Consider the following 19,085-nt stretch of genomic DNA (forward strand, 5'->3'; position numbering starts at 1 on the left):
GGCAGGCCTTCTGACCTTGAGGCCGAGGCCCGCATCCCGAAAGACCATGCCATGACCAACATCGACGAACTCAAAAGCACGGGACTCAAGGCCACGCTGCCCCGCCTGAAGATTCTGGAGATATTCCAGAAAGGCGAGCAACGCCATATGACGGCCGAAGATGTGTTCCGCGTGCTGCTGGAAGAGCGTTCGGACATTGGCCTGGCCACGGTCTACCGCGTGCTCACGCAGTTCGAGCAGGCCAGCATCCTGATCCGCAGCAATTTCGAGAGCGGCAAGGCGGTGTACGAACTCAACGAAGGGCAGCACCACGACCACTTCATCTGCACGTCGTGCGGCAAGGTGGAGGAGTTCTACGACCCCGAGATTGAAAAACGCCAGCAGGCCGTGGCCAAGGCCAAGGGCTGGCTGGTGCAGGACCACACCATGGCCCTGTATGGCCAGTGCGCTGCCTGCGCTAGCAAGTAAGCCCCCCTGAGTCGCCTTCGGCGCCTTCCCCCGAGGGGGACGCACCCAGTGGCCCGGCGAAGCCGGTTCCACGGGTGCACTGGTATTGGCGCGCGCCAGTTTCGCAGCATCTGAACCTAAATTGGCTGTAGCGCCTGCCTGCCAAGCGCCGGCAGCTATCAAATACGCAGCATACTAGCCGCCTGTATCGCGCTCCATGGCGCGGCGATGGCGCTCCACAAATTCCTGGTAGGTATCAATGCCGCGCAGTTGCAGGATGGTGTTGCGCACGGCGGCTTCGACCAGCACGGCGATGTTGCGGCCGGCCACCACCTGGATCACCACCTTGAGCACTGGCACGCCCAGCACGTCTTGCGTGAGTGGCTCGTAGGGCAGGCGCTCGTAGTCGCGCTCCAGGGTCTCCTTGCGCACCAGGTGCACGATGAGTTTGAGGCGCATCTTGCGGCGCACGGCCGTCTCGCCAAAGATGGCTCGGATATCGAGCAGACCGATGCCGCGCACTTCCAGCAGGTTCTGCAGCAGATCGGGGCACTTGCCTTCGATGGTGGTCTGGTTGATGCGGTACAGGTCCACCGCGTCGTCGGCCACCAGGCCGTTGCCGCGCGAAATCAGCTCCAGGCCCAGCTCGCTTTTCCCCAGGCCAGATTCGCCGGTGATCAGCACCCCCAGGCCGAGAATGTCCATGAACACGCCGTGCATGGTGGTGCGGTCGGCAAAGTGCTTGGACAGGTAGGCACGCAGCACGTCGATCACAAACGCCGAGGACTCGTGCGTGGAGAACATCGGGATCTGCGCGCGCTCGCACATCGACACCAGTGCATCGGGGGCGGTCTGGTCGTCGGCCAGCACCAGCACGGGCGGCTCCAGCGTCACGATGCGGGCAATGCGACGCTTGCAATCGTCGGGAGACGCGCTGCTCAGATAGGCAATCTCGCGCTCGCCCAGGATCTGGACGCGGTAGGGATGGATGTAATTGAGGTAGCCGACCAGATCGGCCCCCGAGCGCGCGGACCGCACGGCCACTTCGTCAAAGCGCCGCTCGGAAGCGCCCAGCCCGGCCACCCACTCCCACTTCAGGGGGCCGCGAAATTCCTCAAACAGAACATCGGCGCTGACAACGTTGGGCTTCACGGCGAATCAGCGAAAGTGCGCAGCGCCAGACAGGCTCAGGCCGTTTGCGTGGACTGCCAGCCGGCAATCATGCCGTGCAGTTCGGCAGCATCGGTGCAGGCCTTGAGCCTTTCACGCAGGGCCGAATCGCTGAGCAGTTCGGCAATCTCGGAGAGGATTTCGAGGTGCTTCTGTGTGGCGGCTTCAGGCACCAGCAGAAAAATCAGCAGGCCCACAGGCAATTCGTCTGGCGCATCGAACCCGATGGGGTTCAGCAGCTGGAACACGGCAGCCATCGGTGCCTTGAGGCCCTTGATGCGCCCGTGGGGAATGGCCACGCCATGGCCCAGACCGGTGGAGCCCAGGCGTTCACGCGCAAAGAGGCTGTCGGTGATCAACGCGCGCGAGAGACCGTGCTGGCTCTCGAACAGCAGACCCGCTTCTTCAAAAGCACGCTTCTTGCTGGTGGCGTCAACGCTCACAAGCACTTGAGCGGAGGGCAGGATGGAGGCGAGTCGGTTCATGGTCAAGGGTAACAATTATGCACATATTGGCGAAAACCCTGAGCGCGGCGCTGTGGGCAACAAAAAAACCGCCCGAAAGGGGCGGCTGCTGTGCCAGGCTCAGGGCTGGCGCATCAAGCGTGCAGTTCGCGCTTGGCGGCTTCGTGGTGGTGGTCCTGCAGGCGATCCTTGTGGCGCACCACCTGACGGTCCATCTTGTCGACCAGTTCATCCACGGCAGCATACAGGTCGGCGTGGGAGCTTTCGGCAAACAGGTCGTTGCCCTTCACATGGATATTGCATTCCGCTCGCTGCCGCTTTTCCTTCTCCTTTTGCTTCTCTACCGTCAGCAGTACCTTGACGTCGACAACTTGGTCAAAATGGCGGGTGATCCGGTCCAGCTTGGTGGTGACGTAGTTGCGCAAGGCTGGGGTAACTTCGAGGTGGTGACCGCTGATCGTCAGGTTCATAAATAAGTCTCCTGTAACACTCTCTGTGGAAGAAGCGCCGCCCTGGATCAGAGGAGCGGCCCGGCGAACTTGGATGCATCCCGTTGACGTGAAGTCACTATGCCCCCGCCCTTCCTGAAAAGCAATCCCATTCCGCCCCGACCCGCTGGGTTATGCCCGCCAAGGTGCCAAGCCCCCAAAAAGCGCGCACAATGGCTGAGTTGCCGGGGAGCACACGCCCCGCTAGTCGGCAGTTGCTCAGCGTGCCGAAGGCGCTGCGCCATGCAGCGTCAACCGCCCTGCCACCACCATCGACAGCAGGCTCGCGGCAATACCCACCAGCGCCGCCATCCAGTAGTTCTGCACCAGTCCCTGCGCGTCGCGGCTGATCAGCATCCCGCCCACCAAAGACGCCGCCCCCATGGCCGCAGACTGCACCGATGCGTTCAAGGTCATGAAGGTACCGCGCAGCGGTGCCTGCGCCGCAGAGGCCACGATGGCCATGCCGGGAATCATCCGGCCGCTCACAAAGGCAAACATCAGGGTGGACACCGCCAGCACGCCCCACAGCGGCAGCCCCTGCACCAGCGTGATGCCCAGCAGGCAGGGCGCCGCAGCCAGGGCCAGCCAGCGAAAGGTTCGCACCTTGCCGCGCAGGTCCGTCAACCGGCCAAACAGGCGCGCGGTGAACAGGGTCGCGACACCTCCACACAGGTAGGCCACCGGAATCTGGTCTGCCCGCACACCGGCATTGGTCTGCATGTAGATGGTGATGTAGGGAATCACCGTAAAACCTGTAAACATGAGCAACGCGGAGAACAGGAACGCCCAGCGATGGTTCGGGTCGACAAGCACTTGTCCGATGCCGCCCAGCGCCGTTCGTCCGCTGGCAGCCTGCACATGGGCCGTCATCGCCGGCATGGTGCGCGCCGCCAGCACGGCCAGCAGCCCCACCATCGCGGCAATCGCAATGAACGGCATGTTCCAGCCGCCCACCTCGGCAAGGATCAGCCCCAGCGGAACACCGGCCACGGTCGATACCGAGAACGAGGTCATCACGATGCCCATCGCACGGCCGCGCCGCTCGAACGGGATCACGTCAGCCACGATGGTTTGCGACAGGGCCGACAAGACACCCCCGAATGCCCCCGCCAAAACGCGCGCCACCATGAGCGTGCCGTAGGTGGGCGCCACGCCACAGGCCAGTGTGGCCAGCCCAAATAGGACGTAGAGGACCAGCAGCAGCCGCTTGCGCCCGAACCGGTCAATGTACGTAGACGCCAGCAAACCCGAAGCCCCGGCCGACAGCGTATACGCCGACACCAGCAGCCCGAACTGCGCGTCGCTGATGGAAAACAGCTGTGTGAACCGGGGCCCCAGCGGCATCATGATCATGAAGTCAAGGATGTGGGTGAACTGAATGCCTGCCAGGGTAAGCAGCAGCCAAAGTTCGCGGCGGGGAGTAAGCGCAGAGGTGGAGGGCACAGGGGGCGCGGCCAAAGGTGGCGCTGTCAGATTCAGGGCCACACAGTGTGCCGCAAGCTCACCGAGCGCGCAGGTCCGCACTAGCGCCCTCATGCACGCCGGTACATGCCCCTGCCGAGCCCCCACCGAGCCCTTGCCGCAGACACGCGTCAGACCCGCGCGTAAAATCCAAAGGTTGCGCGCACGCACTTGAAGACTTCACCAGCTCCCGCGCTTCACTCCCCGTTTTGCGGCCTGCCTGCAGCGCACATCGATCGCCCACACCGACACCATGACCCAGCCCAGCTCCAACGCCCTGCACACCTCCGCCCTGACATCGCTGCCCCTGCTGGCACGCGGCAAGGTGCGCGACAACTACGCCGTGGGCGACGACCGCATCCTGATGGTGGCCAGCGACCGCCTGTCGGCCTTTGACGTGATCATGGGCGAGCCCATTCCGGGCAAGGGCGAGCTGCTCACGCAGATGGCACTGTTCTGGTTCGACAAGCTCGGAGATATCTGCCCCAACCACCTGACGGGCGACGCGCCCGAAAGTGTGGTGTCTCCGGAAGAAGCCCCGCAGATCCGTGGCCGGTCCATGCTGGTGCAGCGGCTACAGCCCATTCCGGTCGAAGCCGTGGTGCGCGGCTACCTGGCCGGCAGCGGCTGGAAGGAATACCAGGAATCACGCGCAGTGTGCGGGGTGCCCCTGCCGGAAGGGCTGACCAATGCCGCCAAGCTGCCCGAGCCCATCTACACCCCGGCCGCCAAGGCCGCTGCGGGCGAGCACGATGAAAACATCACGTTCGAGCGCACGGTGGAGATGATTGGCCTGGACCTGGCCACCCGCATCCGCGACCTGAGCATTGCGATCTACAAGGCTGCTGCCGACATCGCGCTCGCCAAAGGCATGATCATTGCCGACACGAAATTCGAGTTTGGCCTGGCGCCCGATGGCACGCTGGTGCTGATGGACGAAGTGCTCACGCCCGACAGCTCGCGCTACTGGCCCGTGGAAGGCTACGAGGCCGCCCTGGCCGCTGGCCAGAACCCGCCGAGCTACGACAAACAATTTGTGCGCGACTGGCTGGAGCAAGCCCAGGTGAACGGCAAGCCCTGGGACAAGACCGCGCCCGCCCCCCGCCTGCCGCGCGAAGTGATCGAAAAGACCGCCGCCAAGTACCGTGAAGCGCTGGAGCGGCTGACGGCCTGACGCCTCCGTCAGCCCCCACCAAAAAGAAAAGGCCCTTCCCGGGCCTTTTCTTTTTGGTGCGGTGAACCCCCGCTCAGCTCAACTGAGCACCACGCTCGACAAGCGGCGCCGGTAGGTCGCCACCACCGGGTCGTCGGGTGGGATCTGGCCGTCGGCCACCTTCACCTTGGGCGGCTCGATGATTTCAAGGATGGCCACATAGGTCTTGCGGGCGGCCTCTTCGCCCCAGGCCTTGTCGCGCATAAGGATTTCGAGCAGTTCGTCCATGGCGTCCGTCCAGCGCTGGTCGGCCATGAGCCAGCGGGCGCGGGCGTAGCGGGTATCAAAGTCGCGCTTGTTGGCGGCGATTTTTGCATCAAAATCGGCGCCAGCGCCTTCCCCATAATCGTTAGAAGCTACGAAATCAATAGCATCCATCCAGGCTTTCAACGCACCCAGCTTGCGCGAGGCTGCGGCCTTGGCGATGACGGGGGCAAAGGCCACCTTGGCGTCGTCCTCGCGACGCAACTGCAGCAGCAGCTTGACGTAGTCGAAGCGCGCGTCGTCATTGGAAGGATCGGTCACCACGGCGTGCTGCAGCTTCTCCAGCGCGGTACTGGTGTCGCCTTCGGCCAGGGCGTCCTGGGCTTCTTCTTCCTCGATTTCCGCCACCAGTTCTTCGGCGGTGGGGATGTGCTTGTCCAGGAAGGCGCGCACCTGGCCTTCGGGCAGGGCGCCCATGAAGCCATCCACGGGCTGGCCATTCATGAGCAGCACGCAGGTGGGAATGCTGCGGATGCCGAACATGCCCGCCAGCTGCTGCTCCTGGTCCGAATCGATCTTGACCAGCTTGAAGCGGCCCGCGTAGTCGGTCTCCAGCTTTTCCAGCACCGGCCCCAGCGACTTGCAGGGGCCACACCAGGGCGCCCAGAAGTCCACCAGCACGGGCACGTTCATCGAGGCAGCAACCACCTCGGTTTCAAAATTTTCTACGGTGACGTCAATCATGGCGGTGTGGAGGCCAGGGGCCTGTGGAGCGGTTTGCGCGCTATTTTGGCCCATCGAAACAGCCCCATGCCGGGAAGGGAGGCGCAAAAAGTAAAATCGCGGGTTCCACCTACAGCGGCAGAGCAGGCGCAACCTGCCCGCCAGCGCCCTCCACACCATGAAACCCATCCAGATCGGCGTGGTCATGGGTTCCAGCAGCGACTGGGACACCATGCAGCATGCAGTGCAGATTCTTGAACAGTTCGGCATCGCGCACGAGGCCCGCGTGGTCTCGGCCCACCGCATGCCCGACGACATGTTTGCCTACGCCGAGGCCGCTGCCGGCCGGGGCCTCAAAGCCATCATCGCGGGCGCCGGTGGCGCCGCCCACCTGCCCGGCATGATTGCCGCCAAGACCACCGTTCCCGTGCTGGGCGTGCCCGTGGCCAGCCGCCACCTGCAGGGTGTGGATTCGCTGCACAGCATCGTGCAGATGCCCAAGGGCATCCCCGTGGCCACGTTCGCCATCGGCACGGCGGGCGCTGCCAATGCGGCCCTGTTCGCCGTGGCCCTGCTGGCCAATGAGAGCCCCGAGCTGCGCCAGCGGCTCGAAGCCTTTCGCGCCGAGCAGACGGAAGTGGCCCGCAACATGACCTTGCCGCCCGCTGCATGAGCGCCGACAACACTTTGACAGCGCTGCTGCCTGGCGCCACGCTGGGCGTGCTCGGCGGCGGCCAGCTGGGCCGCATGTTTGTGCACCAGGCGCAGGCCATGGGCTACTTCACGGCCGTGCTCGACGCCGACCCCACCAGCCCGGCCGGGCTGGTGAGCCACCACCACATCCAGACCGGCTATGAAGATCCGCAAGGCCTGGCCGAGCTGGCCCGCCTGTCGGATGCTGTGACCACCGAGTTCGAAAACGTGCCCGCTACCGCGCTGGCTGCACTGGCTGCGCAACGCCCCGTGTCGCCCGCCGCCAGCGCTGTGTCGGTGGCGCAAGACCGTGCGCGGGAAAAGGCCCACTTTGTGGCCTGCGGCGTGCCCTGTGCGCCGTATGCGGTGATCGAAACGGCTGAGCAACTGGCTGCAGTTTCTTCTGATCTGTTACCAGGCATCCTGAAGACGGCCCGCATGGGCTACGACGGCAAGGGCCAGGTGCGCGTGAAGACGCCCGCCGAGCTGGCCGCTGCCTGGGACTCTGTCGGCAAGGTGCCCTGCGTGCTGGAGAAGATGCTGCCGCTGGCGCTGGAATGCTCGGTGATCGTGGCGCGCGGCGCCGACGGTGGCACCGTGCACCTGCCCGTGCAGCGCAACCTGCACCGCGACGGGATTCTGGCGGTGACGGAGGTTTTTGAACAAAATCTGCCTCCAGCGCTTGCCCAGCAAGCGGTAGCAGCTGCAGTTTCGATAGCAAATGGTTTGCAATACGTCGGCGTGCTCTGCGTGGAGTTCTTTGTGCTGCAGGACGGCAGCCTGGTGGTGAACGAGATCGCCCCGCGCCCACACAACAGCGGCCACTACAGCCAGAACGCCTGCGATGTGTCGCAGTTCGAGCTGCAGGTGCGCACCATGGCCCGCCTGCCGCTCACGCAGCCGCGCCAGCACAGCCCCGCCGTGATGCTCAACCTGCTGGGCGACCTGTGGTTTGCGCACGGCGACGCCGCGCAGACGCCCCCCTGGGCCGAGGTGCTGGCCCTGCCCGGCACGCACCTGCACCTGTATGGCAAGCGCGACGCCAAACGCGGCCGCAAGATGGGGCATCTCAACATCACCGCAGCCACCCCCGAAGCAGCACGTGCCACTGCCCTGCAGGCGGCGGCCCTGCTGGGCATCGCACCGTTCTGACCATGATTCTTGACGGCACCCAGCCCGCATCCATCGCCGCCGCAGCGCGGGCCGTGCGCAGCGGCGCGCTGCTCGGCCTGCCCACTGAGACGGTGTACGGCCTGGCGGCCGATGCCAGCAGCGATGCCGCCGTGGCGCAGATTTTTGTGGCCAAGGGGCGCCCCAGCGACCACCCCCTGATCGTGCATGTGGCCAACGCCGAGGGCATTGCGCACTTCGCCAGCGAGGTGCCGAGCTTTGCGCAGAAGCTCGTCGATGCCTTCTGGCCCGGCCCGCTCACGCTCATCCTGCCGCGCCTGCCCGGCGTGGCCAGCGCCGCCACGGGCGGGCAGGACAGCGTGGGACTGCGCTGCCCCGCCCACCCCGTGGCCCATGCCCTGCTGCTGGCCTGCGCCGCACCCGGCGACAGCGACGCCCAGGGCGGCCCGCCCGTGTGGGGCGTGGCCGCCCCCAGCGCCAACCGCTTTGGCCGCGTGAGCCCCACGACCGCCCGGCACGTGCAGGACGAGCTGGGCGCCGAGCTGCTGGTGCTCGACGGCGGCCCGTGCGAAGTGGGCATCGAAAGCACCATCGTGGACTGCACGCGGGGCGTGCCCGTGCTGCTGCGCCCCGGCGCCATCACGCGCGAGCAGATCCGGGCGGCCTGCGGCATTGCGCCGCTGTCCAAGGACGACATGCCCGCGCTCACGCCCCGCGCCTCGGGCACGCTCGAAGCGCACTACGCGCCCGCCGCCAAGGTGCGGCTGATGGACGCCAAGGCGCTGCAGACCGGCCTGGACCTGCTGGGCGCCGACGCCGCCCACATCGCGGTGTATGCCCGTGCTGCGCTGCGCACCCAATCGTCCAAGCTCGTCATGCGCCGCATGCCCGACGACGCCACCGCCACGGCCCAGCAGCTGTTCGCGGTGCTGCGCGGCTTTGACGACGATGGCGTGAAACTGATCTGGATCGAGACCCCGCCCACCAGCCCCGAGTGGGAAGGCGTGCGCGACCGACTGCAGCGTGCGTCTGCAGCGTGATTCCGGCCGCGCCAGGCGGCTTTACATGCGTTGACGTTGCACCGCTAAACTACCCCCCACTTTTCTGGAGAAATACATGGCAGCAAATTGGATGCGCCGCACCGTACTGGTCGCCGCATGTGCGTCGGCCGCGTTGCTCGCGGCCTGCGGTTCCAGCACCACCGAATCGGCCATCGCGCCCGAGCGCTTCATCGCGTTTGGCGATGCCAACAGCGATGTGGGGCAAAAAGGAACGCGCTATACCGTTAACGACGGCAGCGTGAACAACTGGACCCTGCAGGTGGCTGCCAACTACGGCAAGCCCCTTGCGGCCGCCTCTGCGGGTGGCAAGAGCTATGCCGTAGGCAATGCCCGCGTGAAGATCAAGCCCGACGCGGCAGGCAACGCCAGCACCCCCACCATCACCGAGCAGATCGACACCTTTTTGGCCAGTGGCAGCTTTGGCGCCAGTGACGTGGTGTTTCTGAGCGGCGGCATCAGCGACGTGATTGCCGGCATGGCCGCCGTGCAGGCCGGCACCCAGACCGAGGCCGCCATGGTGGCCGCAGCCCGCCAGGCGGGTGAAGACATGGCCGCGCAGGTGCGACGCCTGGTCGCCGCAGGCGCCAAATATGTGGTCGTGACGGGAACCTACGACCTGAGCAAGACCCCCTGGGCCAAGACCATTGGCCGCGAAGCCCTGTTGGCTGACGCCAGCAGCCGCTTCAACGACGGCCTGCTCGTGGGCATCGTGGACCTAGGTGCCAACGTACTGTATGTGGACCTGGCCTACTACGTGAACCTGTACACCGGCGTACCCGCCAACTACGGTTTCAACAACGCCACCACGGCCGTGTGCACCTCGGTGGATGCCACCAACGGCATCGGCATCGGCGCAGGACAGGTCAACTCTGCCCTGTGCACCGCCTCCACGCTGCTGCCAGGCGCCAGCCAGACCTCCTACGTGTTTGCCGACCCGGTGTACCTCACGCCCTCGGCGCAACGCCAGTTCGGCACCTATGCTTACGACCGCCTGCGCGCCCGCTGGTAAGGGGCTGCTGACTCGCCCCCAGCCGCCGCTGAGCCTGCTGCTGTGCAGGGGCAGCGGCCCACAAAAAAAGCCGACCCTTGGGTCGGCTTTTTGCTGTACGGCATGCCGACCGGCTTACTTGACCATGTCGAACACAGCGCGCGCCTGGGCGTGGCAGAACGGGGGTTCATAGGTGCCATGGTAGGCGCCGTAGTAGGTGGCAAACGCGGCCGATGCGGGGTCGGTGGGGGCCTGACCACCCGGGCCAAAGGTGGCCTGGATGGCGGCATCGACGTCGACCGAGGTCACGTTGGTCAGGCCCCGGCTGTCGAAGTCGGCCTTCATCACGCGCTGGTGAATGGCTGGAGGCACTGTGGGGTCACCCGCGCCGCCGCACAGCAGCACGCGGGCCTTGGGGCTCCAGCCCAGCAGGTCGTTTTTCTTGGCCGCCAGGTACAGCGGGTGGGTGGTGCTGGTCTGCGAGCCCGTGATGAAGGCGGACTGGAACAGCGCGTCGCGCGCCTGGTTGGGCGTGCCTGCGGGCAGGGTGCCCGAGGTGAGCAGCGTGGTGTAGGTCATCGTGGGGTTGGGCAGCAGATTTTCGATGTAGCCCGAGTACGGTGCCTTGAAGACCTGCTTGACGTCCGTGTAAACGTCGCCATAGACCTTCTGCCAGGCCGTCACCAGATACGGCACGAAGAACTGCACCCCGGCAATCGCATCCGGAATGCGCAGCGAGCCCGACAGGTTGTACGGGCCCGCCAGGTGGGCACCAGCAACCACATTGAATTCGCTGCCGTAGTCGCGTTCCGCAGCGCGGTGTGCGGCCATCGACGAGTGCCCGCCCTGCGAGTAGCCCGTGAACATGACCTTGCCCGACAGATTGGCCCCCACGGTGCCGGCTGCATTGCGCGCGGCACGCACCGAGTCGATGACCGTGGTGGCTTCCGAATCGGCATGCAGGTAGGGGTGGTAGCTGTAGCCCGACTTGGCAAAGCCCAGGTAGTCGGTGGCCACCACCGCATAGCCCTGGGCGGCGTACATGGCGGCGAGCAGGAAGGTTTCGTTGTCCTGTGGGTTGGCCAGGGTGCGGGGCTTTTGCACATCGGTGCCCTTGGCGTAGGCAATCAGCGGTGCGGCCGTGCTGCAGCTGCCAGCGGGCACCAGCATCACGCCCGAGGCGTTGGTGTTCTCTCCGGCCTTGGCGCCGACGGTGGCGTAGTTGAGCGCCACCACCTTGACATCACACTTCGCCTTGCCCGTGATGGCCTGCAGGCCGCTGCTGGAGGTGCCTGCGTCGATCTGCGCGGCCGTCAGCGTGGTCATCACGGCAGGGGGGTCGATCAGCGAGCCACGGTCTGGATCGTCAGAGCCACCGCAGGCGACAAGCAGCACCGCAGCAGCGGCAACACAGGTAAGGCGGAAATACTTCATGGATGGATACCTCAGGTCAAGAAACAACGACGCATCGTGCGCGCACCTGCACTGCACCATCCATAGGGGATAACGCGGACCGAACCAGCGGGCAGACGCCTAGGTGACAGCAGCCCGCCAGCAGTGGCCGCTCAACGATGGCCACGCGCCCCGTAGACCAGCTTCATCCCCAGGATCGTCCCCGCCAGCGCGAGCGTGATGGCGTTGGCCACCACGATGGGCCACGCCGCCAGGACGACGCCATACACCAGCCACAGCGCTACCCCCGCCGTGAACACGCTGTACATGCCCAGAGAGATGCCCCGGACATCGCGCGTGCGGAAGGTATGCAGGGCCTGCGGAACGAAGCTGCAGGTGGTCAGGAAGGCGGCAACGTAGCCGATCAGCTCGGTGGTGGACATGAAGGGAGGCGGGTGACTGCGCGGCGGATGGCTGCGCGAGTGCGCATTATTCACTGGTCGCGCGCGGTCCAGTCGATCAGGCTGTCGAGCACGGGCCGTGCAGCGCCGGCATTGGCATGGTTGACCACGGCCACCAGCACATACCGCCGCCCGCTGGCCGCGTGCACGTAACCGGCCACGGCCATCACATCGCGCAGGCTGCCCGTCTTGAGGTGGGCCGTGCCCGCACGGCTCTGGCTGCGGCGCAGCGTGCCGTCCACCCCGGAGATGGGCAGCGACGCCACCAGCTCCGGCATCACGGGCGATACCCAGGCCACCTGCAGCATGCGCGCCAGTGCCTGGGCCGTCAGGCGGGCATCGCGGCTCAGGCCTGCGCCGTTGTCGGCCTGGGGCAGCTCTGCGTCGCCGATGCGTGCAAGCCACCACTGGCGCAGGGCCTCGCGCGCACCGTCGAAGGTGGCCACGCCGTTCTTTTGCAGTGCCAGCGTCAGGAACACCTGCTGCGCCATCACGTTGTTGCTGTACTTGTTCACGTCACGCACCACCTCGGACAGCGCGGGCGAGGTGACGGTAAAGGCAGGCTTCAGACCAGGCGGCAGCTTGCCCTCGCGCACGCTGCCCGTGAGCTTGCCCCCCAGTTCGCGCCACATGCCCTCCACCGCACGCGCCGCAAAGCCGCGCGGGTCGGCGGCGGCCACGGGCCACACCCGCTCCCCGCAGGACGCGGGGTACACGCCCTGAAAGCCCACCTTGGCCGGGTCGGCCAGCTCCGCCCGCAAGGCACCGCGCCAGTCGCCACACTCGGTGCCCGGCGCGCCCAGCGCCACGGTGGCCTGGCGCGCCACGCCCGCCAGGGGTGGGTCGTACTGAATGCGCGCCAGGCCTGCGGCGGCATCCGGCACAAAGGTCATCACCGACGATTTGTAGTTGAGCAGCAGCGCGTCGGGCGCGGCGTTGTAGGGGCGCAGGGGCTCGCCATCAAATCGCGCTGGATCGTGGTCGGGCACCTCAAAGGCGGTGCGGTCGAGCACGATGTCGCCCACGATGACCTGGATGCCCTGGCCCTGCAGGCGGCGCATCAGCAGCCACAGCCGCTCCATGACCAGCTTGGGGTCTCCCTGGCCCTGGATGTAGACGTTGCCCCGCAGGCTGCCGTCCTGCACCGTGCCCTGCAGATAGACAGGGGTGTTCCACACATAGGCGGGGCCCAGTTGCTCCAGCGCGGCGTAAGTGGTCACCAGCTTCATCACCGATGCCGGGTTCACCGGCAACTGCGCACGGTGCGCCAGGCGCGCAGGCGAAGTCTTGCCGCCCTGGGCATCCACCACCATCACCGACAGGGCCTCGCGCGGTAACCTGGCGCGGGCCAGGGCGGCTTCGACCTCGGGCGGCAGCGGGGTGGCGGGCGCCGCCGCCTGGGCCTGGGCCGTGTCAACAGCCCCCACCAGAGCCAACCAGGCCACAACAACACCCAGGGCGCCACGCAGCGCAGCGCGGCGCCAAAAAACAGGAAGCAAAAGCATGGAGCGAGTCTATCGCCCGGCAGGAAACCCACCTGGGCCGCGCCGGCCCCCAGGCCCGCTGCAAGCGCCGCCGCCCCCACCCACCGATAATCCTCCGATGCGTTTTTCTCCTCGTGCCATCGGCCTGCTGGCGGCAGTCGTGACGGTCACCATCTGGACGGGTTTCATCGTCATTGCCCGCGCCTCGGCCCAGCGCACACTCACCCCGTTCGACATTGCGCTGCTGCGCATCGTGGGCGCCAGCCTGGTCCTGCTGCCCTGGGGCTGGTGGATGGTGCGGCAGCGCACCACAGCACTGGGCTCTGCTGCCCCGCCCTCCAGCCTGGCAGGTATCTCGCCCCTGCCGCTGCGCACCACGGTGCTGCTGGGCAGCTTTGGCGGTCTGCTCTACGCCATGCTGGCCTATGCGGGGTTCTTCCACGCGCCCGCCACCCATGCAGCAGTGCTGATGCCGGGCAGCCTGCCCCTGTGGACGGCGCTGCTGGCAGCGTTTTCGGGCGGTGATGTGTGGAAGGGCGACGTGCTGTTCATGCTAGCCGCCTCCTGCTGGGCCACCTACAGCGTGCTGGCCCGGCGCCACGCCGTGGACGCCGTGCAGGCCACCATCGCCATCACCGCGTTTGCCTGCTTGGTCTATGTTCCCAGCTATGCCCTGCTGATTGCGCTGGGAACCGTCACCAGCCACCTGGCCATTGCGCCGTGGAGCGAGATCGTCTTTCACATGGCGTTCCAAGGTGGCGGGTCGGTGGTGATCTCGGGCATTGGCTTCACCCGCATGATCCAGCACTATGGCCCTGTGCGCTCCACCATGATCACGGCCCTGGTGCCCGGCCTCTCGGCCATCGGCGCGGTGATTTTTCTGGACGAGCCGATGTACTGGAACCTCGTCGCCGGCCTGCTGCTGGTGACTGCCGGTATCCTGCTGGGCGTGCTGCGCAGGAGCCAGGCGCCTGCGGTCACCCCGCCCACGCCCGTGCCTGGCCCTACCGTCCCCTGACCTCCTTTGCCGCGCAACCCCACTGGCCCCATGAATCTGCTTGCTTTCGACACCAGCACCGACACCCTATCCATTGCCGTCCAGCACGGGGATGCCGTGTGGCAGCACACGGGCCCCGGGGGCGCGCAAGCGTCGGCCACCCTGATCCCGACGGTGCGCAGCCTGATGGCGCAGGCCAGCCTGTCGTTCGACACGCTGGAGGCCATTGTGTTTGGCCGGGGCCCAGGCTCCTTCACCGGCCTGCGCACCGCCTGCGCCGTGGCCCAGGGGCTGGCGTTTGGCGCGCGCGGGGGCCAGGGTGTGCCGGTGCTGCCCGTGGACACCCTGCTGGCCGTAGCCGAGGAAGCGCGCCACGCGCACAGCTGCACGCAGGTGGTGGCGGTGCTGGACGCGCGCATGGACGAGGTCTACCACGCGCGCTGCGAATGGGTCGCCGCCCAGGGCCGCTGGCACACCGAGGCCGACTTTGGCCTGGGCGCACCGGAATCCGTGCTTGCCCCCGCAGGGTGGACGGTGGCGGGCAATGCGCGCACGCCCTATGGCGAGCGGCTGGCGCCCATGGCCGCCCACGTGGCCGCGCTGCCCACAGCCACGGCGCTGCTGCGCCTGGCACCGGCCTTGCTGGCAGCGGGCGAAGGTGTGCCGGCCAGCGATGCGCTGCCGCGCTACATCCGCGATAAAGTGGCACAAACCACCGCCGAGCGGGCTGCGCTGCGCGCCGCCCAGGCGGTGCCCGCTCCTTTGTGAATCCTTTCTGCCAGACCCCATGAGCGCCCTGCCCACCCCGTCTGCCGGCGCGCCCGAGGCGCGCTTTGAAGCCCTCACGCTCGCGCGGCTGGATGCCGTGCTGGCGGTGGAACAACGTGCCTATTCGCACCCCTGGACACGCGGCAACTTCACCGATGCCATGGCATCGGGCTACCAGGCACAGGTGCTGATGGCGGACGAACACCTGCTCGGCTACTTCGTGGCCATGATGGGGGTGGACGAGGTGCACCTGCTCAACATCACCGTCACCCCCGAGTTCCAGCGCCAGGGCTGGGCGCGGGTGCTGCTGGACGCGCTGGCCCTGTGGTCGCGCGGGCGCGGCGCCCAGTGGCTGTGGCTGGAGGTGCGCGTGAGCAACCTGCGCGCCCAGCACATCTACCAGACACACGGGTTCCGACGCGTGGGCGAACGCAAGCGCTACTACCCCGCTGACCTGGGCCAGCGCGAAGATGCCGTGGTCATGAGCCTGGCACTGTGAGCAACACCTTCAACCGGCCCTTTTTTCCATGAGCCTTCACCTCGATGCGCGGCAGCGCGCCATGCTGCAAGAAATGGGCGTCACCGTGTGGGTGCAGCCGGAGGCACCCGTAGCACCCACCACAGCCGGGGCCCCCGCCGTCGCCGTGGCGGCGCCCGCCCCTGCCGCCCGCATGGCGCCCCCCACCGCCCCGGCACCCGCCGTGGCCAGCCCTCCTGCTGCGCGAGCGCCCCAGCCAGCGGCCCCGCGAGCACCCGCACCGGCACCTGCGGTAGAGAACGCAGGCGCAGCACCGGCCATCCCCAGCTTGCGGCTGCATGCGCCCCAGGTGCTTTACCCCAGCGCCGACCCATCGCAGACCCCGGCCGGGCTGGGTGGAGGCTGGCTGATCGTGACCGAGAGCCTGACGCCGGGCGAGCCGCTGGGTGGCGACGCAGGCCGGCTGCTGGACAACATGCTGCGCGCCATGCAGCTGCACAAGCACCCCCGTGTGTTCCTTGCTGCGCTGGAGCGCACTGCAGCCGGCGCAGAGACCGGTGGCGACAGCAACATCCCCGCCGCGCTGGCCGACGCCGTGGCTGAGTTGCAACCCGCCCTGGTCCTGGTGCTGGGCCATGTGGCGGCGCGGGCGGCGCTGTGGCGCACCGAGCCGCTGGGCCGCCTGCGCGCGGGCCCGCACCAGCTGGCGGGATGCCCGGCCGTGGTGACCTACGACCCCGCGTTTCTCTTGCGCTCGCAAGACATCAAGGCCGCCGCCTGGGCCGACCTGTGCCGGGCGCTGGCCATCGTGCGCCAGGTTTCGCCCGGCTGACCGCTGCGGGCGAGGGCTTTTGCTAGGAGGCTGTCGGACTTGGAGCGCCGATCAGCGCAAATCGGCCCCAGCGAGGAAATTTTTTTGCCGAATTAGATGTCGACGGTCTCCAAGTCCGACGGACTCGTATCCATCCCCCTGGCACCGCCGGGAGCGTTCAGGATGTGAGCCGCTCGAAGCGACTCCCCATTTTTGGAGTCACCTACTGGTTGCTACTCATCTCTATAGGCTGAGTTGGTCCAACCTCTCGTATTCCTCCTCCTGGTTTCGGATGTATGTCTTGTGATGTACCTACGATGTTGTTGTCGGCTTCGAGCGAGAAGCCAATGCGAAGCGCTTCTGTGATGCGATGCGATGCGAAAGAGGCTCAAGCAGTTCGAGCTTGAGCTTCATGGGGAAAAAAACCGCCTGCTTGAATTCGGTCGCCATGCGGCGCTCGGACGCAGACGGCGTAGGCTCGGCAAGCTAGAGACTTTCACCTTCCTGGGATTCACGTTCATTTGCGGCAAGTCCCGACCTGGAGCCCTCTTGCCCCACCGCAAGACGCACTGCGACCGAATGACGGCCAAACTCAGGGAGATCAAGGAGGAGTTGAGGCGCCGAATGCACGCACCCATACCCAAACAGGGGCGGTGGGGGCAAGCAGGGGCGAATGGGTTCTTGGCTTACCACGCAGTGCCAACGAACTTCCGCGCACTCAACGCGTTCCGGTATCACATCACGAGCCTGTGGCTGCGCTCGCAACAACGACGTAGCCGGGGACAACTTGACGTAGCAGCAGATGCTGAAACTTGCGTCCTACTACGCTACCCTCGCCATGGATCCTTCATCCATGGCCAAGCCAGCGCTTTGCCGTCAAACACCCAAGGCAAGAGCCGTGTGCGGGAACTCCGAAAGTTCGGATATGTGCGGGAGGCGCTCTGCCATTTACGTCCCTACTTCGATTCACCGCACATCCCCGCCATCGCATTCACTTCAGGCCGACTTGTGTCTCATCGCAAAACCTGGTGGAGCGCATTTTTCTAGCCACTCACCAAGGGGTGGACAAAGCGAATCGCCCACGCCAACGCCCTGCCGCTTGAGCTTGCCATCTGGCCATATATCAATCGTCACGGCAAAAAAACCGAACTTTTTGAGTGACGAAAAGGCTCCGATACCATCCTGGCATCCGTAGCTCGAGCCGCTTGCTCAACTATTTGACGCTTACTCCTGACACACCACACCAGTTGCCGCGGGCAGCGCTCAAAAGCAAAACAAAACGCCGATGCAGGCAATGGCGGAGTGGTATCAGACGCATGTGTTCCACAAGCGTCCATGTGATCATCCAGGATGCGAAAACTAATTCACTCGCCGGATCAACCGGTATTTCTCAGGCACCGGTTGCCCTGTGGAATCTGATTTGTAGCATTGACTGCCTGATGGGCCACCTTGGTCATATATAGTCCAGCCCTCAGGAAATTCCCACCACGGACTGGGGCATGCAGTCATCTGCGTTCCAACTGCTAGGCCAGCGACATATGTATAGATTTTGTACGTAGTCGTTTGATTCGGGCAACCGGAGTTAATTCCAAATATTGAACGCGTTAACACCCACCCGGCACCGGGGTAATCCACCGCACATCCACTGATAGTTGGCGGGGGCGGCGCCTTAAAAACCACACGCTTGACATTATCAAGCAGAAAATTGGAATTATCAGGCTTAATAAAGTAAGCGCGGACAGCATGCTCGTTATTGTCAAGGTAATCTACCGGCACCGATAATACCCCATCGAATCCATGAACACCCGCATCACCACAGGCACTTGCAACACCGGGGTCGCGAGGAATATTTGCCAACAGTGCACCAAGAAATTTGTTGTCATCCCTATAAAAATGTACCCATCCAGAATAATTTGGAATGCTTGGATCGCAGGCCCAGCCTGAAAAACGAAATGTTGAAGTTCCTACATCAATCCAACCGGCTGCCTGCGCGTTGGACATAAAGAAGCTACTGGCGGCCAATGTCAGAATAACAGAAAATTTTCTTAATTTTTTCAATTGCAAACTCCCACTTCCCTCGCAAAATTGCGAGCTTGCATTCTAGCAATCCACCTAAAATCATAATGATTTTTTTGTTAAAAAATGTTTACACTGTTTCAGGCATTTCTCAAACTTGAGATAGCAGCGCTGGCCTAATACTCCGCAGTCCTCATAGCAGGCAGCTGAAATACCCCCCTGCGTCCGAAGCCGCTCAGCGGCTGCAAACACATTTTTCGCAGCAGTCTTCCACATAATGAAAAACACCTCCACATGCACGTTTCACATCTGCCTCTGCAGACGGATTTGCCCCAATCTGCCCAGTCACGTGAGGTTGTAGCCTGCCATTGTCCGCACAAACATCTGATCGACTTCTTGAGCCCACGCACCAGCACCCGGCGCATGTGCCCCACCGTCTTGGCCCAGCCAAGGCCTAGTTTGGTCAGCTTGCTCTTTTGCAAGGAGATGGCGTAGCCTTCATTACCTGTCGCATCCCGGACGATTGCATAGACTCCAAACGCTATCCACTCTTCATGGCGCGAGCGGTTCTAAAGGAGTTGATAGAGTCCTTGCAATCCACCCGGGGAGTGAAGCCATGTTGATAGCCCTGC

20 protein-coding genes are annotated in these 19,085 nt (G+C 65.1%); 10 read left to right on the top strand and 10 right to left on the bottom strand.

Annotated elements, in window-relative coordinates:
* The first annotated feature begins 51 nt into the window (after positions 1–51).
* Positions 52–468, top strand: coding sequence for a ferric iron uptake transcriptional regulator (gene fur, locus KW832_RS25140; RefSeq protein ID WP_055395436.1), 417 nt, complete (start codon positions 52–54; stop codon positions 466–468).
* A gap of 174 nt (positions 469–642) precedes the next feature.
* On the opposite strand, the gene hprK is transcribed toward fur, so the two are convergent.
* From hprK to KW832_RS25160, 4 genes are all read right to left on the bottom strand, one after another.
* On the bottom strand, positions 643–1,599 hold the full coding sequence (gene hprK / locus KW832_RS25145) for an HPr(Ser) kinase/phosphatase (protein ID WP_055395437.1): 957 nt from the start codon (positions 1,597–1,599) through the stop codon (positions 643–645).
* Between the two features lie 35 nt (positions 1,600–1,634).
* Complete coding sequence (locus KW832_RS25150; protein ID WP_055395439.1) at positions 1,635–2,102, bottom strand: PTS sugar transporter subunit IIA; 468 nt, start codon at positions 2,100–2,102, stop codon at positions 1,635–1,637.
* Between the two features lie 113 nt (positions 2,103–2,215).
* Positions 2,216–2,551, bottom strand: coding sequence for a ribosome hibernation-promoting factor, HPF/YfiA family (gene hpf / locus KW832_RS25155; RefSeq protein WP_010464246.1), 336 nt, complete (start codon positions 2,549–2,551; stop codon positions 2,216–2,218).
* 237 nt (positions 2,552–2,788) lie between these two features.
* A complete protein-coding gene (locus KW832_RS25160) occupies positions 2,789–4,015 on the bottom strand; it encodes an MFS transporter (protein WP_176887400.1) in 1,227 nt (408 codons plus the stop codon).
* 271 nt (positions 4,016–4,286) lie between these two features.
* Between KW832_RS25160 and KW832_RS25165 the strand changes: the two genes are divergently transcribed.
* Positions 4,287–5,207, top strand: a complete 921-nt coding sequence (locus KW832_RS25165; protein WP_218301903.1) for a phosphoribosylaminoimidazolesuccinocarboxamide synthase — start codon at positions 4,287–4,289, stop codon at positions 5,205–5,207.
* A 78-nt stretch (positions 5,208–5,285) separates the two neighbouring features.
* On the opposite strand, the gene trxA is transcribed toward KW832_RS25165, so the two are convergent.
* Positions 5,286–6,194, bottom strand: a complete 909-nt coding sequence (gene trxA / locus KW832_RS25170; RefSeq protein WP_218301902.1) for a thioredoxin — start codon at positions 6,192–6,194, stop codon at positions 5,286–5,288.
* 157 nt (positions 6,195–6,351) lie between these two features.
* Here trxA and purE point away from each other — a divergent pair, with 157 nt between their 5' ends.
* From purE to KW832_RS25190, 4 genes are all read left to right on the top strand, one after another.
* Positions 6,352–6,846 carry a 5-(carboxyamino)imidazole ribonucleotide mutase gene (gene purE, locus KW832_RS25175; protein ID WP_055395445.1) on the top strand — a complete coding sequence of 165 codons (495 nt, stop codon included), beginning with the start codon at positions 6,352–6,354 and terminating at the stop codon, positions 6,844–6,846.
* A complete protein-coding gene (locus tag KW832_RS25180) occupies positions 6,843–8,018 on the top strand; it encodes a 5-(carboxyamino)imidazole ribonucleotide synthase (protein WP_218301901.1) in 1,176 nt (391 codons plus the stop codon). The genes purE and KW832_RS25180 overlap by 4 nt, the downstream gene beginning before the upstream one ends.
* 2 nt (positions 8,019–8,020) lie before the next feature.
* Positions 8,021–9,037: an L-threonylcarbamoyladenylate synthase gene (locus tag KW832_RS25185; RefSeq protein ID WP_218301900.1), complete on the top strand. Its 1,017-nt coding sequence runs from the start codon at positions 8,021–8,023 to the stop codon at positions 9,035–9,037.
* Between the two features lie 76 nt (positions 9,038–9,113).
* Positions 9,114–10,067 (top strand): SGNH/GDSL hydrolase family protein, encoded by a 954-nt coding sequence (locus KW832_RS25190; protein WP_218301899.1) that lies wholly within the window; start codon positions 9,114–9,116, stop codon positions 10,065–10,067.
* A 114-nt stretch (positions 10,068–10,181) separates the two neighbouring features.
* Here the strand turns inward: KW832_RS25190 and KW832_RS25195 are convergent, their stop codons facing one another.
* From KW832_RS25195 to dacB, 3 genes are all read right to left on the bottom strand, one after another.
* A complete protein-coding gene (locus tag KW832_RS25195) occupies positions 10,182–11,480 on the bottom strand; it encodes a lipase family protein (protein WP_218301898.1) in 1,299 nt (432 codons plus the stop codon).
* A 131-nt stretch (positions 11,481–11,611) separates the two neighbouring features.
* A complete protein-coding gene (locus KW832_RS25200; protein WP_055395455.1) occupies positions 11,612–11,881 on the bottom strand; it encodes a SemiSWEET transporter in 270 nt (89 codons plus the stop codon).
* A gap of 50 nt (positions 11,882–11,931) precedes the next feature.
* Positions 11,932–13,404 (bottom strand): D-alanyl-D-alanine carboxypeptidase/D-alanyl-D-alanine-endopeptidase, encoded by a 1,473-nt coding sequence (dacB, locus tag KW832_RS25205; RefSeq protein WP_218301897.1) that lies wholly within the window; start codon positions 13,402–13,404, stop codon positions 11,932–11,934.
* Between the two features lie 97 nt (positions 13,405–13,501).
* Between dacB and KW832_RS25210 the strand changes: the two genes are divergently transcribed.
* From KW832_RS25210 to KW832_RS25225, 4 genes are read left to right on the top strand one after another with little or no spacing between them, the layout of a single operon-like run.
* On the top strand, positions 13,502–14,401 hold the full coding sequence (locus KW832_RS25210) for a DMT family transporter (protein ID WP_218301896.1): 900 nt from the start codon (positions 13,502–13,504) through the stop codon (positions 14,399–14,401).
* Between the two features lie 30 nt (positions 14,402–14,431).
* Entirely contained in the window at positions 14,432–15,148 is a 717-nt protein-coding gene (gene tsaB, locus KW832_RS25215; RefSeq protein ID WP_218301895.1) for a tRNA (adenosine(37)-N6)-threonylcarbamoyltransferase complex dimerization subunit type 1 TsaB, read from the top strand.
* A gap of 19 nt (positions 15,149–15,167) precedes the next feature.
* Positions 15,168–15,647, top strand: a complete 480-nt coding sequence (rimI, locus tag KW832_RS25220) for a ribosomal protein S18-alanine N-acetyltransferase (RefSeq protein ID WP_121421487.1) — start codon at positions 15,168–15,170, stop codon at positions 15,645–15,647.
* A gap of 28 nt (positions 15,648–15,675) precedes the next feature.
* Positions 15,676–16,458, top strand: a complete 783-nt coding sequence (locus KW832_RS25225; RefSeq protein WP_218301894.1) for a uracil-DNA glycosylase family protein — start codon at positions 15,676–15,678, stop codon at positions 16,456–16,458.
* Positions 16,459–16,749: 291 nt separating this feature from the next.
* Here KW832_RS25225 and KW832_RS25230 read toward each other — a convergent pair whose 3' ends face one another.
* Together KW832_RS25230 and KW832_RS25240 are read right to left on the bottom strand one after the other, a co-directional pair.
* Positions 16,750–16,887, bottom strand: coding sequence for a hypothetical protein (locus tag KW832_RS25230; protein WP_218301893.1), 138 nt, complete (start codon positions 16,885–16,887; stop codon positions 16,750–16,752).
* 909 nt (positions 16,888–17,796) lie between these two features.
* Positions 17,797–18,501 carry a hypothetical protein gene (locus KW832_RS25240; protein ID WP_218301892.1) on the bottom strand — a complete coding sequence of 235 codons (705 nt, stop codon included), beginning with the start codon at positions 18,499–18,501 and terminating at the stop codon, positions 17,797–17,799.
* Positions 18,502–19,085: the final 584 nt, after the last annotated feature.

Origin of the sequence: Acidovorax sp. sif0632, from assembly GCF_019218805.1 — a bacterium.
Classification (GTDB): Bacteria; Pseudomonadota; Gammaproteobacteria; order Burkholderiales; family Burkholderiaceae_C; genus Acidovorax; species Acidovorax facilis.

Coding starts and splice junctions, on each gene's coding strand:
- KW832_RS25210 (WP_218301896.1), top strand. CDS start 13,502: ATGCGTTTTTCTCCTCGTGCCATCGGCCTGCTGGCGGCAGTCGTGACG.
- KW832_RS25200 (WP_055395455.1), bottom strand. CDS start 11,881: ATGTCCACCACCGAGCTGATCGGCTACGTTGCCGCCTTCCTGACCACC.
- rimI (WP_121421487.1), top strand. CDS start 15,168: ATGAGCGCCCTGCCCACCCCGTCTGCCGGCGCGCCCGAGGCGCGCTTT.
- trxA (WP_218301902.1), bottom strand. CDS start 6,194: ATGATTGACGTCACCGTAGAAAATTTTGAAACCGAGGTGGTTGCTGCC.
- KW832_RS25230 (WP_218301893.1), bottom strand. CDS start 16,887: ATGGCGACCGAATTCAAGCAGGCGGTTTTTTTCCCCATGAAGCTCAAG.
- dacB (WP_218301897.1), bottom strand. CDS start 13,404: ATGCTTTTGCTTCCTGTTTTTTGGCGCCGCGCTGCGCTGCGTGGCGCC.
- KW832_RS25195 (WP_218301898.1), bottom strand. CDS start 11,480: ATGAAGTATTTCCGCCTTACCTGTGTTGCCGCTGCTGCGGTGCTGCTT.
- KW832_RS25180 (WP_218301901.1), top strand. CDS start 6,843: ATGAGCGCCGACAACACTTTGACAGCGCTGCTGCCTGGCGCCACGCTG.
- KW832_RS25190 (WP_218301899.1), top strand. CDS start 9,114: ATGGCAGCAAATTGGATGCGCCGCACCGTACTGGTCGCCGCATGTGCG.
- hpf (WP_010464246.1), bottom strand. CDS start 2,551: ATGAACCTGACGATCAGCGGTCACCACCTCGAAGTTACCCCAGCCTTG.
- KW832_RS25150 (WP_055395439.1), bottom strand. CDS start 2,102: ATGAACCGACTCGCCTCCATCCTGCCCTCCGCTCAAGTGCTTGTGAGC.
- tsaB (WP_218301895.1), top strand. CDS start 14,432: ATGAATCTGCTTGCTTTCGACACCAGCACCGACACCCTATCCATTGCC.
- KW832_RS25225 (WP_218301894.1), top strand. CDS start 15,676: ATGAGCCTTCACCTCGATGCGCGGCAGCGCGCCATGCTGCAAGAAATG.
- fur (WP_055395436.1), top strand. CDS start 52: ATGACCAACATCGACGAACTCAAAAGCACGGGACTCAAGGCCACGCTG.
- KW832_RS25165 (WP_218301903.1), top strand. CDS start 4,287: ATGACCCAGCCCAGCTCCAACGCCCTGCACACCTCCGCCCTGACATCG.
- purE (WP_055395445.1), top strand. CDS start 6,352: ATGAAACCCATCCAGATCGGCGTGGTCATGGGTTCCAGCAGCGACTGG.
- KW832_RS25185 (WP_218301900.1), top strand. CDS start 8,021: ATGATTCTTGACGGCACCCAGCCCGCATCCATCGCCGCCGCAGCGCGG.